Raw genomic sequence first — 15,714 nt, forward strand, 5'->3', positions numbered from 1 at the left:
GGCCGCAATCTCGGTTAGCCGAACAGGGCGTCGATGGCGGCGGTGCCGCGGGCGCCCGCCCGGGGCAGGAAATGCGCGTACTTCCTCAGAGTGAACCCCGGGTCGGAGTGTCCCAGCCACTGGGCGAGTGAGACGACCGACTCACCGGCCTCCAGTTGCTCCGAGGCGTAGAAGTGGCGCAGCGCGTGGAAGCCGTGTTCGCGGGAGGGTTCCCAGACGCGCTGTCCGTCGGCGCGCTGCTCCAGGCCGCCGATTACGCCGGCCTTGGTGAGTGCGGGTTTCCAGATGTAGGAGTTGAAGTAGTTCCGGTTGATGGCCTTGCGCTCGCGGCCGGTCACGAGCAGGTTGTACGTCCGGGGTCTGCGGTGCTTGGCCTCCACCGGTGTCTCCGGTGGGCGGGGGTCGTCCCAGGCCATGGTGACCGGCACGGGCGGGAACACGTCCGCGTACTTTCGTGCCGCTTCCGCCACGCTGGAGGGCAATGCCACGTCGCGGACCTTGCGGCCTTTGGGGAGCGCGAAGCAGAGGCTTGCCCGCACCATCTTGATCTGGCGGCGGATGTGGACGACGCCCTCGTCGAAGTCGAAGTCGTCCAGGCTGAGCCCGAACGCCTCGCCTTGGCGCAGGCCGAGACCGGCGCCGATCTCCACGAGGATGCGGTAGCGGTCCGGGAGGGCGGCGCGGACTGTCAGTACGTGTTCCTGGGGCCATGCCTCCAGCCTGCCCGGAGCAGCTGCCGGCGGCCGGACGGTCTTCGCGCGGCACGGGTTGCGTGCGAGCCGGCGGTCCTCGACGGCGGCCTGGAGCACGCTGGACAGCGTGGCCCAGACGAGGCGGATGGAGGTGGGCCCGAGGTCCTGTTCCAGCCGCTTCTTCCAGCTCCGGAGGACGTCGGTCCCCACGGCGTTCAGGGAGAGTGCTCCCAGGTGCGGGAGGATGTGGCGCCGTACCCGCTGTTCGATACGTTCGATCGTGGACGGGTCCCCGCTCTGGGAAGGCCACCAGTGCACACTGATGTAGTCCTTGACGGACAGGTCGCCGTCACGGGGGTCGACGAATTCCTGGCGCCGCACATCGGTCTGGGCCGTCGCGAGCCAGGTCTTGGCGTCGTTCAGTACGTCGAAGGAACGGTCCTTGACGCCCGGGATCGCCTTCACCCGGTAGCGGGTGCACTTTCCGTACATGGCGGTGCGTTCACGCTTGCCGGTCTCCCGACTGGGGCGCTTCTTCAACCACCGGTCTTCTATATAGCCGGGCAAATCTGTCCTTCGAACGGAAACGGGGGGCGACCGATCGGTCAGGCGACCGCTGTGCTGCCGGATCGGTAGTGATGCGGAGTGTTGAGGGGGCTCAACGCCGTGTTGCAGCGGGAGTCGGCTTGTTCCTGTTCACGGATCCAGGCGTTCAGGGCTTCCCGGCGGTACATGACGCGGCCTCGTGGGCCCATACGGAAGCTCGGCGGCCCCAGCCTCCGGTGCCGCCAGACGTAGAGGGTGTGTGGCGAGAGACCGAGGTACTCGGCCGCGTCTTTGACATTCAGGAACGCCGCACCGACAGCGACGGAGGGCGCGGCAAGTGGATATGCAGGCATGGAAAGTCCTGTGTGAGTGAAGCGAGTGGCCGCGGGCGGTGAACGGCGAGGGCCCCCGCCCGCGGCATTTGCTGGGAACGTGCTGGGATCTGCGACCCGGCCGCCGATCGGAACGCGTTGCGGCTACCGTGCGGCGCGCGCCGGTTCGCAATACAGGTCGGCTATGGCGAAGGCGGCTTCGATGAGGGCGTTGGAAGCTTCGGCCGACGCGGGCGGCTGGAAGCAGTGCGGGAAGCGCCGGGCGAGTGAAGAAACGCTGACGCCGGTCCGATCAGCCACCATGATGATCTTCCAAGCGGTGCGGGGACCGCTCAACCAAGTTGCAATGCAGGTGTCCCGGAGGTCGGAGACGCTCCTGACCAGTGGCGAGCTGAACTCGCTTGCTTCCAGGACGGATTCCCGCACCTGGCGCCATGCCCTGCGGTAGACGGCCCCGGTCAACGGCCGACCGTCATCGCGGGTGAACATCAGGTCTTCGGGGCCAAGGCCGCGCCGGGCGACCTCCGCCTTCAGGATCTCCACGAGTTCCGGGCTCGCCGGAACTGCCCGCACAACACGCGCCCCATCCACCGCGCCGCGCCCATCCTTGAGACGGCAGGGATGAATCATCAACTCACCCGGGCCTTGGTCAGGCAGATCCACGTCACGCACACGCAGGGCCGATGCCTCCTGCGGCCTCAGTGCCGCCAGGGCAACGGACGACAGGAAAGCACGCAGTACGTGCCCGTTCTGCGGACATTGGCCGATCCGATCCAGCAAGTCGTCTCGCTGGCGATCCGACAGCAGGAACCTTTCATCAACAGCGGCAGCCACAGGGGGACTCCTTGCACTAGGGGTGCGCTTGCAGCGCAACAAGACGCCCTTCCGGCTTCACCGCCGAAGGACATCTACAAGGCTCCGGACAATCCCCGGTTTCGCGAACCGGGGATTGCGTGGTAGGGGTAGGTGACGAAGCTCGGCTTGTCATTCTTGGACGAGTTATGAAGTCGGCGCCTCATGAGATTCGGGTCCGCCGAGAGGCTCAGCAGGTGCTCGAACAAGGGGCTCGGCCTATTTCCCTATGGCCCTTCAGCAGGCCCCTCGCAGCGACATGATCAAGGTTGACATGTCTCTGGCGAGAATATCCAGTCAAATCGAGCACGGATTGGTCTGCCGTCGGCGAACTGCCTCCAAAGCGAATCGCGCTCGACGCCCCCCAGGAACTAAGGGGGCATCCGGGAAGAGAGTTCAACCAGGATTGCAACCGCCCTGGCCGACGACGCGCCAGAGCCTGTCGCAACCCTCAAATCCGCTGCCGGTTTCCCGCTCTGCCCGCTCCATCGCTACGAGAAATGCGCAACGGCCTCCGGAGCCGTGTGCGCAGGTTCGAATCCTACTGGGGGCACTACAGATTGCATCCGGCTCACCGCACCCGACGGCGTGCCAGACGATGCTGTGGGCGCAGTCCGCACCGATGACCTCCGCAAGATGACCCTGCGCCGCGTTCCAATCGGCGTCGGCGCACTCCGCCAACACAGAGCCCTCATCGACGGTGAGCTCCGTGACCACCGCGCCGAGATGTATAGTCCCATCGCCCATCTCGCCGAACTCGAAGTCGTTCAGACGCATTCGCCACTTGCCGACCTTGCCGTCCGGAGAAAATCTCAGGTGGACTTTCCTCCCTCCCCCTTGCCGCGCCCCATTCCAGGCAGATCTCGATGTTCTGGAGGCGGCCACCGCTTGCCCTTTGAGTAAAGCGTGAGACTTCGCCACGCCACTCCAGAACCAGCCCACGGAGTCCGGGCTGGCCGAGGGAGGAAGCGCCGCTCAGGCCGAAAGCGACTTCAGCAGCACTCCGTGCTCGCGGTCGAGCAGATACTGCAGCGGTGCGTCGCTGTGCAGACCGCTACCGGCGATGAGGAGACCCGCATGATCGCCCAGGTCCTCGGCGCTGTACCAACTGGGGCTGTCCGCGCCGATCGCAGCGCGGGGGCGGGTCCCGATTGGCCCGATCACCAGTTCGTAGACGCGTGGCCCTGCCTCTTCGAGCTCGGCGGTGAGCGAGCGTACGAGCGACTTTTTCGCGGCGTTGGTAGCACCTACGAGTGGTGCGGACGGGAAGGGGATGTCTGCGTTGTATCCGCTGAGATGGACCAGTGCGCCCTGTCGGCTGAGCAGCGGGGTCAGGCTGCGCAGCGCGTGAAAGTGGCTGGTGAGATTGGATTCGATCATCCGCGCCCAGCTCTCGTCCGAGGTGTCTAGCAGTCGGGCCTGTCCTCGTGGATCGGCGTTGCCGATCGTCACGACCACGCCGTGGAGCTGGCCGTGCTCGGCCACTGCCCGGCGTACGGCTTCGGTGTCCGGGCCCCTACATTCAGTTGCCGTGTGAACAGCACGCCCGGCCCCAAGTCGCGTGTGTAGTCGGCGAGTTGCTCCAGCGTTGACGCGTTGCGTCCGGTGGCCACCACGGTGGCGCCCTGGCGCAGCAGGGAGCGGGTCATACCCTCGCCGATTCCGCCGGTGGCGCCGGCCACCAGGACGGTCCTTCCGGTCAGAGGGTGGTCGCCGGTCTCGGTCATTGCGGCCCTCCGCAGTGATACTGGGCGCAAACGCTGGCTGCCCATGGCAACGACGACCGCTGCAGCGAATGCGCTATGAAATTCGCATACAGCTATGAAACATATAGCATTGCGTGATCAGCCGTCGGCGGCGCACCTCTCCTTCGTGCAGACCCATCCCGCCGCCCCAGGTGCGACGGACATGGCGATCTCATTGACGCCGGCAGCTTCGGTACGCGCCGCAGCCGGCGTGGGTGGTCAGCGTTTGGTGAAGGCGGCGTGGAGGGTGAGGGTGTTCTTCATCCCCGCCATGCCCAGGATGTTGTGGGAGACGCCGAAATCTCCCCGATCGATCATCGCAACGCCGTCGAGCGTGACCGTCTCGGCGCTCACCGACACCTGCGCCGGGAAGGAGATCGGCAGAGCCCGGTCGCGCACGGTGAGGGTTCCCGCGACGTTCACATGATCGGCGTCGGGGGTGATCCCGTCCAGTACGAAGACGATGTTCGGGTACTGCTCGGCGGCGAGGAAGAGGTGGCCGTGCAGACGTTTGTCCCGTCCCGCGTGATCGGTGTCGAGGGAGGCGGCGCCCACTGACAGTGTGCCGCTGATCTTCCCGTCCGGGGTGACCGTGCCCTGCCCGGCTACGGTGCGGAAGATACCGCGTACTGGCGCCATGCCCCATGCGTGCCGGGTGCTGAGCTCGACTGTGGACCGCGCGGGGTCCAAGGCCCACTCCCCTGCGTGGGTCGCCACGTCACGCAGCGCCGCCGGTGGTTCTGGACGTTCTGAGAGAGTCATCTCTGATCCTTTGCTTCGGCGCCTCGGCCTGGACGGCCGGGCCGGCGAGGTCGCGGCCCGCGAGGGGGGTGGTGGCATCGGCAGCGGGGTGTTGGGCAGTGCGCAGCCGAGGAAGCCGCCGGTCTGTCGCATGGCGTTGACGGCGGTGGAGGCGACGTAGGTGTCCTGGGGTGCGACTGCGTTGGTGGCGAGGGCCATCTCGGCGGGAGTACCAGGTCCATGCCGATGCAGGGGAAGACAAGGCCGGGCAGGACATCACCGATGCAGGCGCTGTTCAGGTCGCCGAGGCGAGTCAAGTGTCGGCGGTGGTGGGACTTTTGGCCCATTGTCGGCGGCGCTCACCAGCGGGGAATTCTGGGCCGCCAGCCGACGCATCCATACTGTGAGAAATCTTGCTGGTCGGAGCATCCGCCGGGGCCGGGCCGGCCGGTTGCGCAGCGATGAGGCGCTATCCGTTGCCGGTGGCCATGGGGGACCATCCGGCGGTGTTGTCGGGTGGGGTCAGTTCTGCGGGGTGGGCCTGTTCGATGCGGTCGCGCTTTGTGTACATGTCCCAGTAATGCTGGGCGAGTTCGTCCGGGTGGACGGTGGGGATCTCGCCGCCGACGCCCTTGGTGTCGCCGGTCCGGGCGCGTCGGGCGGACTCGCTGCCGGTGACCAGGGAGGCGACGGTGAGGGTGCCGGCGTAGACGCCGGTGTCCTTGAGTTCGCCGCTGAGGGAGTAGACGTAGTTGCGGGCGGCGGCGGCGAGGGGGCCGGGGCCGCTCATGAACGGCATCGGCTGTACGGCGGTGTAGCCGGTGGTCATCAGGAGCGCGCCGTCGCCGCGTCCCGTCATCTCCGGCAGCACGGTGCGGAAGAGTTCCACCGGCGTGAGCAGCAGCAGCCGCGAGAACTCCTCCAGCGTGGCAGCGTCCACCCGGGTGGCCGGGGTGAAGGCCATGTCACCGGCGATCGGCCCGTACTCGACGACATCGATCCGCCCGAAATGCTCGCGGATGGCATCGACGAGAATCGGAACCACCGCGGGAAGGGACAGGTCGCCGGAGAACCCCGCGGCCTCGATACCTTCCTCTGCCAGCTGTTCGACCAGGGCGTCCAGCCGTTCCTTGCGGCGGGCCACCAAGGCGACCCGGAACCCCTCACGACCGAAGCGGCGGGCCAGGGACACTCCGAGGCCAGTACCAGCACCGAAGACGGCGATCACTTTCGACATATGGCTTCCCTTGCCGGAGAGCTAACTTGACCCGCAGGTCGACTTGCACTCGACCGTAACACATATCTTGACCCGCAGGTCAAGTTGCGTTGTCAGGGAGTACCCCGCAGGCGCGGGGTACGGGCGGATCCGGTCGCGGCTTCGGGAGGCAGCGGGGCAGGGCAGCGTTCGTCAGGCGTCGTGCGGACCCCGCGCCACCCGGGCGGGCCCCGGATGGCGGCCCGTATCCGCGAGTCGGAGGGGCGCCCCTCCATGGGCCGGCCACGCGCCTGACCAGGACCGGATGCCACCTTGACGCAGGCAGGGGCCGCCTGCCACCCGGCATGCCGATCTGGGAGACGTTCAGCCCCCACGGTTATGGGATCTTCGGGGCCGAGGCTTCACGCCGATCATCAACCACCGGAGGCGGGCGTCTTCGGCGCCGGGGTGGATCACCGGCAAGCCGCGGGCCGTCGACCGTGCACTCGCCTGCGCAAGGTCACGCGGCTGTCGTTCTGCTTCGGCCGCCGGGCGGGCGACAGCGGCATGCTCGGAGATTTCCGTGCTGCGTGGTCGACAGCCGGCCCGTCGTGACGCGCCCGGCGCCGGACGGACGCGTTGACCCGTCTCACATATGCCAGATATTTTTCTGGGATCTGAGAAAGGCGGCGCGTGAGATGAGCGAGCAGCAACGGTCCATTCTTCCGGCCGGGGCGCGGCACGACCACCCCACGCCCCGGCTCTCGCTCACCGAGCAGGTGCACCGGCGGCTCAAGGACGACATCCTCGAAGCCCGCTGCGGTCCGGGCCAGTTGCTCCTGGAGCCGGAGCTGGCGGACCGGTACGGCGTGTCCAAGACGCCCGTGCGTGAGGCGCTGCGACTGCTCGCGCAGGAGGACTGGGTCACCGTGATGCCCCGCAAGGGCTACATCGTGCGCCCGGTCCAACTGGAGGACATCCGGGAGATCTTCGAGATCCGCCACATGCTGGAGCCGGCGATGGCGGCCACGGCCGCCGCCCGGCGCTCCGAGGCCGACCTCGAACAGCTCTCACACCTGTGCGCCGAACAGTCGCAGGCCGGGCGGGACCTCGTGTCGCCGCTGCGGGCCGCCCGGTCGTTCCACACCCGGGTGGCGGCCGTCACCGGCAATCAGCGGGCCACGGTCATCCTGGAGGGCCAACTGGACGAGGTACGGCGGCTGCACCATCTGATGCCGGACGCGGAACGCCACCTGACGTCCGGTGCGGAGCTGGCGGCGCACCACGATCTTCTCGCCGCCATCCGCGACGGCGACCCCGGCAGGGCCCGCCGACTCATGAGCGAGCATCTCACCGAGGTGACTGGCGCGTTGGTCGACGCTTTCGTGGGCATGCGCCCGTAGCCATTTCGGCTGACAGGGGCTCCCTGCGTCGGGTCACCGGGTAGCTCTCCACACCCGTCGCGCAAGATATATCTGTAAGACACCATTGACATCTCACAAATACTCCTGAAACTTGAGGTGTTCCGCCTGGCACCGGCAGGCCGTGCGGAGCGGCGGAGGGGACGACTGCGAAGGAGCAGGCGTGAGCGGATTGCCACGGGTCGGTTTTGTGGGCGCAGGAGTCATGGGGCTTCCCATGGCCTGGCATCTGCTGTCCGCCGGATACCCGCTGACCGTCTACGCCCGCACTCCCGCGAAGGTGGCGGCACTGACCGGCGCCGGCGCCACGCTCGCCGGGACCCCGGCGCAGCTCGCCGAGACCAGTGAGCTGATCGTCGGCTGCCTGCTGGACGAGGAAGCCGTGGAGGCCGTGTACCACGGCGCCCACGGTTTGTTCTCCGGAGTCCGCGGAGGGCATCTGCTCGTCGAGCACGGGACGCTCGCCCCGCGTGTTGTACGGGCGCTGGCAGCCCGGGCGGGTGGGCTGGGTGCCGGGTTCCTCGATGTTCCCGTGACCGGTGGGCCGCAGCGCGCCCGCGAGGGCAGGCTGACCGGTATGGCGGGCGGACGGGCGGAACACCTGGATGCTGTCCGCCCGCTGCTGGGCACCTATTGCTCGGAGCTGGTGCACGTCGGGCCTTTGGGCGCCGGAGCGCAGGTCAAGATGGTCAACCAGCTTCTGGTCAGCGTCCATGTGGCGGCGGCTGCCGAGGCGGCGGCCCTGCTCGGCCGGCTGGGTCTGGACGCGGCGCGGGCGAAGACCGTGCTGATGTCCGGCTGGGCGGCCGGCTCGATGCTGGACTACTGCCTGCCGGCCGCGCTCACTTCTTCCACGGCCCCTTCCGGGGCGACGATCGGCGGTCTGCTCCCCGTGCAGGAGCGGGTCGCCGAGGTACTCGCGGAAGTCGGCCTGGACGCACCCGTCTTCGGTGCGGCCCGCCAGGTGTTCGCAGCACTGGCGGCCTCCGGCGGATCCGCTCTCGACCTCTCCCAGCTCGCCAGGGTCCACGACGGGGGCAGCCCGGTCACCGGGCCGGGCAGGCACCGGGTGCCGGGCTCCGGCGTCCCGTCACCGCTGCCCGCACCGGCCGTCACCCGCTGACACCGGGCAGGGGGCCGGCTCCCTGCCTCGCCCCCGGTGCGCAGTCAGTCCACTCCAGCCGCACAGCCATTTGAGGGAGGCATCCCGTGTACACACACGAGAGACCGACGGCCGACGGCCGGTTACCTCTGCCCGAAGCACTGCGGCCCGTCACCGTGCGGCCCGGGGGCGACGGCTTCGCGCTCCTGCGCCATACCTACCTGTGGCAAGGCTCCCCCGCCGCCGTGGTGCGGGTGCGCGGCGCCGAGGACATCGCCGCGGCCGTCGCCCACGCCCGCAGGCTGTCCCTGCCGCTGGCCGTGCGCGGCGGCGGGCATGGGGTGAGCGGGCGCTCCACCAACGACGGCGGCCTCGTCGTGGATCTGGGCCGGCTGAACCGTGTCGCGGTGCTGGACGCCGCCATGCGGAGGGTCAGGGTCGAGTCCGGTGCGCGGTGGCCGCGGGGGTCGGCGGGGCCATCACCGCCGGGCACATGGTCCTGGCGCAGCTGCGGTCCGCCGGCGGTGCGGTCAACGACGCACCGCCGTCCGCCACGGCCTATGCCCACCGCCACCAGAACTTCGCGCTCATGGCCGCGACCGTGCCCCTCTCTGGAACGGGAGTTCGCCGGCCACTGGTCACACATACGGCCCCATGTGAACGGCATCTACGCGGCGTTCGAGTCGGGCAGGGGCGAGGAGCTGGTCCGGGAGGCGTTCCCGGAGCCCACCCTGGGCCGGCTGCGGAAGGCGAAAGGACGGTACGACCCTGATGAGGTCTTCAACCGGAATTTCCCGATCCCGGCCGCCCGGCCCGTCGGCGACCGCCGGTCCCCCGGCTGACGGGCGTATCGCCGCCCCGGCCACGGGGAGGGTGCGGCCGGCGGGCGCCGGTTCCCGCCGGGTGCGGTCACGAGGCGCCGGTGACGTTGGCCATCACCTCGTGGAGCTGCTGCGGGGTCAGCGGGGCGGTGGGCAGCGGGTGGGCGGCCTCGCCGCGCAGGCCGTCGAGAAGGAAGGCGATGCCGCGGCGCCAGGCGTCGGGGGCGGTGTCCTTGGCGGCCCGGGCGATCAGGGCGTTGGTGGCGAAGACGAACACCATGTCCCCGCCGGTGAAGTCCGGGCGCAGGCTTCCGGCCCGCTGGGCGCGCTCGATGATCCGCACACTGTCCGTGCGGGCTCTCTCGCACACGGCCATCAGCCGCTCGGCGTCCGGGTAGCGCCCGGTGACGACGTCACTCGTCGCCGGGTCGCTGACCTGGAGTTCGCAGATCCTCTCGATGTAGTACGCGAACCCCTCCCAGGCGTCCTCCCGGGCCAGGGCCTCTCGGGCCACTCCTTCCAGCCGCTCGGCCGCGAGGTCGGCGACGACATCGTCCATCAGCGCCTCACGGGTGCCGAAGAGGTTGTACAAGGTGCCGTGGCTTACCCCGGCCCGCCGGGCGATCTCCTTCAAGGGCGCCTGGAGACCGCGTTCCTGGAAGAGCTCGGCAGCCGCTCTCCGCAGCTTCTCCGCGTTGCGTTGCGCGTCGGCCCGCATCCGGTGTTCCTCCTGGTCATGTGGTCGGCGTTCATGGTTGCACGTACCCCGTAACACATATCTTGACCCTAGGGTCAAGATATGTGTTACGGTCGGACGGCAAGTCGACCCCTATGTCAAGATAACTCGCGGCAGAGGTGACGTCCCAGTGTCGAAAGCGATCGCCGTCCGTGTCGCCGGTCCCGATCCCTTCCCGGCCCGCCGCGCCGGGCGCGCGGGCTTCCGGGTCACCCTGGTGGCACACGGCAAGGAGCGGCTGGATGCCCCCACCGGACAGCTCGCCGTGGGGGGGCATCGAGGCCGCCTTCCCGGCCGGCCGGCAGACGAGACCGACCCGCAGAGCGGAAACGTGAGCCCATGTCCCAGATCGGCACCCGGACGCGGAACGGGGACGCTTTCCACTCCCCCGACCGCGATGGATTTCTGCACCGCGCCTTCCTGCGCGGCAGCGGCCGGAGCGAGCAGTCCGTGCGCGCACGGCCCGTCATCGGCATCGCCAACTCCTGGAGCGAGCTCAACCCGTGCAACGCCGGGCTCAGGCAGCTCGCGGAGGCGGTCAAGCTCGGGATCACCCGGGCCGGGGGCCTGGCCCTGGAGTTCCCAACCATCTCCCTGGCCGAGCCGTTCGTCCGGCCCACGACGCTCTATCTGCGCAATCTGATGGCCATGGACGTCGAGGAGATGATCACGGCCTCGCCCCTCGACGGGGTGGTGCTGCTCGGCGGCTGCGACAAGACGGTCCCGGCCCAGCTGATGGGCGCGGCCAGCGCCGGCAGGCCGGCGATTGCCCTGGCGGCCGGACCGCGCGCCACCGGACGCCGGAACGGCGAGCCGCAGACCATCGACGACCTGTGGCCGCTCGCGGATCAGCGCCGCAAAGGAGAGATCGACGACGAGCAGTGGGCACGCCTGGAGGGGTGTCTCGTCCCGGGCGTCGGGACATGCAATGTGCTCGGTACGGCGGTCACCATGGCGCTGCTCGCCGAGACCCTCGGCATGGCCCTTCCGGGTACCAGCCTGCTGCCCGCGACCGGTGCCGCACGGGCCGCCGCCGCGGAGTCCACGGGCCGGCAGGCGGTCGAACTGGCCCGCTCCGGGCACACCCCGGACCGGTTCATCACCCTTGAGGCCCTGGAGAACGCCTTCCGTGTGCTGTGCGCGGTCGGCGGATCCACCAATGCCGTAATCCACCTGGAGGCCATCGCCGGACGGCTCGGTCACCGGCTCGGCCTCGACGCCATGACGGAGTGGAGCCGGACCACACCGGTCCTCGCCGATGTACGCCCCTCAGGACCCCATCTGCTGGAGGACCTCCAGGACGCCGGAGGGTTGCCCGCCGTACTGGACCGGCTCGGCCACCTGGTGCACACCGGCGCCCTAGCCGGGACCGGTGAGCCCTGGTCCGCGGTGCTGGAGCGGAACCGGGAGCAGGGCGGCCGTACGGAGAGTCCAGCCCTTCGGCCGGTCTCGGATCCCGTGTTCGCGTCCGGTGCGCTGGCTCTGCTGCGGGGCACGCTGGCGCCGGACGGGGCCGTGTTCAAGCGGTCCGGCGCCGAGCCGGGCCTGTGGCGGCACCGCGGCCGGGCGGTCGTCTTCGACGGGCCGGCCGATCTGCACGCGCGTATCGACGACCCGGACCTCGACGTCGACGCGGATTCGGTGCTGGTGCTGCGCGGGGCCGGACCGGTCGGCGGTCCCGGAATGCCCGAGGTCGGCCAGCTCCCCATTCCCCGGAAGCTGCTGGACCAGGGCGTCACCGACATGGTGCGGATCTCCGACGCGCGGATGAGCGGCACCGCCACCGGAGCCGTCGTTCTGCACATCGCCCCCGAGTCCGCCGTCGGCGGCCCGCTGGGCCTGGTGGCCGACGGCGACATCATCGCGCTCGACGCCATCACCGGACAGCTCGACCTGGAGGTCGACCCGGCGGAACTGGCCCGGCGCACCCCTGCCGCCGCACCCGCCGCTCCCGAGCGCGGCTACGCGGCCCTCTATCACCGGCACATCACCCAGGGCCCCGAGGGCTGCGACTTCGACTTCCTCGTCGCCGCGCGGTCCGCATGCGAAGGAGAGCAGTCATGAAGATCGTCAGCTTCGGACCCGCGGGCGCCGAGCAGCCCGGAGTCCTGCTGGAGGGCGAGCGGCAGATCGCCCCGCTGATCCCGCTGCTGGAGCGGCACGGCCTGCCGGGACTGGACACCAACGCCTTTCTCGGGCTGCTCCCGCAACTCCAGTCGATCATCGAGGCCGCGCTCAAGGAGCCCGGCGAGGTGATCGAGGTCGGGGCCACCCGGCTCGGCTCGCCCGTACCCCGCCCCGAGAAGATCATCGTCGCGGGCGGCAACTACCAGTCCCACGTGGACGAGGCGAGCGGGCAGAAGAACGCGCCGTCACCCACCGAACCGCTGCTGATCTTCAAACCGTCCAACACCGTGATCGGCCCGCACGACGCCCTGGTGCGCCCGGCCCACAGCGAACAGCTCGACTACGAGACCGAGATCGCCGTCGTCATCGGCCGCGGCGGGCACCGCATCGCCCCCGAGGACGCCTACGACCATGTGGCCGGATACATGATCGGCAACGACGTCACGGCACGCGACCTGGCGTTCAAGGACATGGCGCTGAACCCGATGTACTCGCAGATCACTCGCGCCAAGGGCATCCCGGCGGGGGCCCCGTTCGGGCCGTGGCTGGCGACCAGGGACGAGATCGCGGACCCGCACCGGCTGCGGCTGCGCTGCTGGGTCAACGGCGAGCTGCGCCAGGATGGCTGGAGCAACGAGATGATCATCGACATCCCGCACCTGATCGCGGACTTCAGCACGGTGCTGCGCCTGTCCCCCGGGGACATCATCTACACCGGCACCACCACGGGCTGCGGCGCCTTCCAGAACCCGCCGAAGTTCCTGTTCGGCGGTGATGTCGTTCGGATGGAGATCACCGGGCTCGGCGTCATGGAGACGCCCGTCGCGGACGAGGTGGCGCGGTGACGCACACACCCCTCCTGGTGATCGGCGGCGGGCCGGTCGGACTCAGTGCCGCCCTGCTGGCCGACCGGTACGGCATTCCCTGCGTACTGGTGGAACGGTTCGAGAGCCCGCTGCGGCATCCGAAGGCCCGCGGGGTGCGTACGCGGGCGATGGAGCTGTTCCATCTGTGGGGTCTGGAGCCGGAGATCCGCTCCGCGGCCCCGGAGGACCCGCGGTTCGGCTTCGTCTACTGCGAGTCGCTCACCGGCCGCGAGTACGGCCGCACAGCCGCCGGTTCCGCCGATCCGACGCAGAGCCCGACCGGAGACTGCCGTATCCCGCAGGACGACCTGGAGCGGATCCTGCGCCGCGAGGTGGCCGGCAGCCCCGGCGTCGACACCAGGTTCGGGCTCGCGTTCGAGGAACTGGAGCAGGACGGTGACCGGGTGCGCGTCGCCCTGTCCGACGCCCGTACCGGCGAGCGCGAGATCCTGACGGCGGAGTACGTACTCGCGGCCGACGGTGCCGCGAGCACGGTCCGCACAGCCCTGGGCATCGAGCAGGACGGCGAGGTCATCGGCTTCTGGCAGAGCGTCTACTGGCACGGTGCCCTCGGCGACATCATCAAGGGCCGTACGGCCATCCAGTACCTGACGGCCGATCCGGCCGGCGGGTTCGTCACCGTCGCCCCGGTCGACGGGCAGGGCCGCTGGATGACGTTCCGGCTGCGCGGGCGCGACCGGTCCCGCCCCGGCCCGCTGACCGACGAGGAGGCACACGGCCTGATCCGCACGGCGGTCGGCGAGGACGTGCCCGCCGAGATCATCAGCACGGCCACCTACGAGGTCGCGGCGAAGGTGGCACGGACATATCGCGAGGGGCGGGTCTTCCTCGCCGGAGACGCGGCGCACACCTTCCCGCCGACCGGCGGCTTCGGACTGAACACCGGCGTGCAGGACGTCCACAACCTGCTGTGGAAGCTGGCGTTGGTGCACCGGGGCGCCGCCGGGGACGCCCTGCTGGACACCTACGACAGCGAACGCCGGCCGATAGCGGAGTCCAACGCCCGCTGGAGTACGGAAAACGCGGCCCGGTTCGACGCCGTCTGGGAACGGCTGTCCTCCGGCGCACCGGCCACTGACAGCATCGCCCGGCAGAAGGCACATGTCCTCGCAGTCCAGCGCGACCTGGGCTTCCGCTACACCTCGGACAGCACCGTTGCCGACGAGCCCGTGGACGCGGGCGCCGAAGAGCCGGATCTGACCGCCCGGGTGGGGCGGCGGGCCCCGCATCTGTGGGCCGGCACCGGGGAGCGGAAGACATCAGCGCTCACACTGTTCGACGGACAGGTCACGCTGCTGCACGGCACCGACGGCCAGATGTGGGCGGACGCCGCACGGCACGCGGCCGAGCAGTTCGCACTGCCCGTCGAGATCCGTCGCGCCCCCGGCCCCGATTTCGACGTCGACGCCGCCGATTTCGACCGGCTCTACCGGCTCGGCACGGACGCCGCCCTGCTGATCCGCCCGGACGGCCATGTGGCCTGGCGCAGCGGTAGTGGTGACTCCGAGCGCGCCGAGGCCGCGGTGACCGGGGCACTCGGCAGGCTGCTCCGCACGGGGGCCGTGTGACGGCTGGAACAGCGTCCCGGGGCAGGTACGCGCTGAACCTGTCGCTGTGTCTCTCCGGGCTGCCCGCCGTCGACGCCATAGGATTCGCCGCCCGCGCCGGATTCGACCAGGTCGAACTGTGGTGGCCCTTCACCGACGCCCGGCCGGTCGACGCCCAGATAGCCGGGCTCCGGGCCGCCCTGCTGGCCAACGACAGCCGGCTGGTCTGTCTGAACATCGACGCGGGCGACACCAAGGCGGGAGAGCGAGGACTGCTCAGCGCCCCCGGGCAAGTGGACCGCTGCCGGGCGAGCGTCATGACGGCCGCCCGAACCGCCGAGGCGACCGGTTGCCGGCTACTCAACCTTCCCTACGGCAACCGGCTTCCCGGACACACACCCGGGCAACAGCACCGTACGGCCCGCGAGAACCTGCTCTTCGCCGCCGCCGAGGCCCGTCGCGCGGGCGCCTCGATCCTGATCGAACCGCTCAACACCGCCGACAACCCGCGCTGCCTGCTCACCGACCTGGCCCAGGCCGCGGAGCTGGTCGCGGATCTGCGGCACGCCGGAGCCGACAACGCCGGCATCCTGCTCGATATCTACCACCTGGCCCGCGGCCACCAGGACGTCGAGGCGGCCATCGTCCGCCACGCGCCCGACACCCTGCACGTCCAGTTCGCCGATCTCCCCGACCGCCGTTCCCCCGGCACCGGAGAGCTGGACTTCACCGCCGTCCACCGGACACTGGCCCGTACCGGCTACCGCGGCCTGGTGGGACTGGAATTCATCGGGGACCGGGACCCGTACAAGGCCGTGGCCCTGGCCCTGGACTTCGTGCGGCGCCACCCGGTACCACCGTCCACCGAATAGCCCCCGCCCAAGACCGCCGGTCCGACTGCCGCGACAAGGGGTGGGCCCCACCGGAGTGTCCATAGGGCCCACCCCTTGTCCGGCGTCCGGTGACCGCC

Annotated in this window: 14 protein-coding genes and 1 pseudogene; 7 read left to right on the plus strand and 8 right to left on the minus strand. The window is 69.8% G+C overall.

Features of this window, described 5'->3' with window-relative positions; translation table 11 throughout:
• Positions 1 to 14 precede the first annotated feature (14 nt).
• The 7 genes and pseudogenes from ACH4S7_RS22390 to ACH4S7_RS22420 form a co-directional block, all read right to left on the minus strand.
• Positions 15 to 1,232 (minus strand): tyrosine-type recombinase/integrase, encoded by a 1,218-nt coding sequence (locus tag ACH4S7_RS22390; protein WP_398522994.1) that lies wholly within the window; start codon positions 1,230 to 1,232, stop codon positions 15 to 17.
• 65 nt (positions 1,233 to 1,297) lie between these two features.
• Positions 1,298 to 1,591: a helix-turn-helix transcriptional regulator gene (locus ACH4S7_RS22395; protein ID WP_398522995.1), complete on the minus strand. Its 294-nt coding sequence runs from the start codon at positions 1,589 to 1,591 to the stop codon at positions 1,298 to 1,300.
• A gap of 123 nt (positions 1,592 to 1,714) precedes the next feature.
• Positions 1,715 to 2,404, minus strand: a complete 690-nt coding sequence (locus ACH4S7_RS22400) for a hypothetical protein (protein WP_398522996.1) — start codon at positions 2,402 to 2,404, stop codon at positions 1,715 to 1,717.
• A 993-nt stretch (positions 2,405 to 3,397) separates the two neighbouring features.
• A pseudogene (locus ACH4S7_RS22405) lies at positions 3,398 to 3,940 on the minus strand (SDR family oxidoreductase); the annotation flags it as partial.
• A complete protein-coding gene (locus ACH4S7_RS22410) occupies positions 3,871 to 4,194 on the minus strand; it encodes an SDR family NAD(P)-dependent oxidoreductase (RefSeq protein WP_398522997.1) in 324 nt (107 codons plus the stop codon). The pseudogene ACH4S7_RS22405 and the gene ACH4S7_RS22410, both read right to left, overlap by 70 nt.
• A gap of 192 nt (positions 4,195 to 4,386) precedes the next feature.
• Complete coding sequence (locus ACH4S7_RS22415) at positions 4,387 to 4,929, minus strand: YceI family protein (protein ID WP_398522998.1); 543 nt, start codon at positions 4,927 to 4,929, stop codon at positions 4,387 to 4,389.
• A gap of 448 nt (positions 4,930 to 5,377) precedes the next feature.
• Positions 5,378 to 6,145: an SDR family NAD(P)-dependent oxidoreductase gene (locus ACH4S7_RS22420; protein WP_398522999.1), complete on the minus strand. Its 768-nt coding sequence runs from the start codon at positions 6,143 to 6,145 to the stop codon at positions 5,378 to 5,380.
• 656 nt (positions 6,146 to 6,801) lie between these two features.
• Here ACH4S7_RS22420 and ACH4S7_RS22425 point away from each other — a divergent pair.
• The 3 genes from ACH4S7_RS22425 to ACH4S7_RS22435 all read left to right on the plus strand — a co-directional run bounded on the left by ACH4S7_RS22425 (position 6,802) and on the right by ACH4S7_RS22435 (position 9,468).
• Positions 6,802 to 7,506, plus strand: coding sequence for a GntR family transcriptional regulator (locus ACH4S7_RS22425; protein WP_398523000.1), 705 nt, complete (start codon positions 6,802 to 6,804; stop codon positions 7,504 to 7,506).
• Between the two features lie 181 nt (positions 7,507 to 7,687).
• A complete protein-coding gene (locus tag ACH4S7_RS22430) occupies positions 7,688 to 8,647 on the plus strand; it encodes an NAD(P)-dependent oxidoreductase (RefSeq protein ID WP_398523001.1) in 960 nt (319 codons plus the stop codon).
• Between the two features lie 86 nt (positions 8,648 to 8,733).
• On the plus strand, positions 8,734 to 9,468 hold the full coding sequence (locus ACH4S7_RS22435) for an FAD-binding protein (RefSeq protein ID WP_398523002.1): 735 nt from the start codon (positions 8,734 to 8,736) through the stop codon (positions 9,466 to 9,468).
• 67 nt (positions 9,469 to 9,535) lie between these two features.
• Here ACH4S7_RS22435 and ACH4S7_RS22440 read toward each other — a convergent pair whose 3' ends face one another.
• Positions 9,536 to 10,165 (minus strand): TetR/AcrR family transcriptional regulator, encoded by a 630-nt coding sequence (locus tag ACH4S7_RS22440; protein ID WP_398523003.1) that lies wholly within the window; start codon positions 10,163 to 10,165, stop codon positions 9,536 to 9,538.
• Positions 10,166 to 10,522: 357 nt separating this feature from the next.
• On the opposite strand from ACH4S7_RS22440, the gene ACH4S7_RS22445 reads away from it, so the two are divergent.
• Genes ACH4S7_RS22445 through ACH4S7_RS22460 form a run of 4 tightly spaced genes read left to right on the plus strand, consistent with a single transcriptional unit; the run spans position 10,523 to position 15,616 of the window.
• Positions 10,523 to 12,247: a dihydroxy-acid dehydratase gene (locus ACH4S7_RS22445; RefSeq protein WP_398523004.1), complete on the plus strand. Its 1,725-nt coding sequence runs from the start codon at positions 10,523 to 10,525 to the stop codon at positions 12,245 to 12,247.
• Positions 12,244 to 13,155 carry a fumarylacetoacetate hydrolase family protein gene (locus ACH4S7_RS22450; protein WP_398523005.1) on the plus strand — a complete coding sequence of 304 codons (912 nt, stop codon included), beginning with the start codon at positions 12,244 to 12,246 and terminating at the stop codon, positions 13,153 to 13,155. Before ACH4S7_RS22445 ends, ACH4S7_RS22450 begins: the two co-directional genes overlap by 4 nt.
• A complete protein-coding gene (locus ACH4S7_RS22455; protein WP_398523006.1) occupies positions 13,152 to 14,765 on the plus strand; it encodes an FAD-dependent monooxygenase in 1,614 nt (537 codons plus the stop codon). The genes ACH4S7_RS22450 and ACH4S7_RS22455 overlap by 4 nt, the downstream gene beginning before the upstream one ends.
• Positions 14,762 to 15,616, plus strand: coding sequence for a TIM barrel protein (locus ACH4S7_RS22460; RefSeq protein ID WP_398523007.1), 855 nt, complete (start codon positions 14,762 to 14,764; stop codon positions 15,614 to 15,616). Before ACH4S7_RS22455 ends, ACH4S7_RS22460 begins: the two co-directional genes overlap by 4 nt.
• Positions 15,617 to 15,714: the final 98 nt, after the last annotated feature.

The sequence above is a fragment of the Streptomyces sp. NPDC020965 genome (assembly GCF_044333555.1).
Taxonomy (GTDB): Bacteria; Actinomycetota; Actinomycetes; order Streptomycetales; family Streptomycetaceae; genus Streptomyces.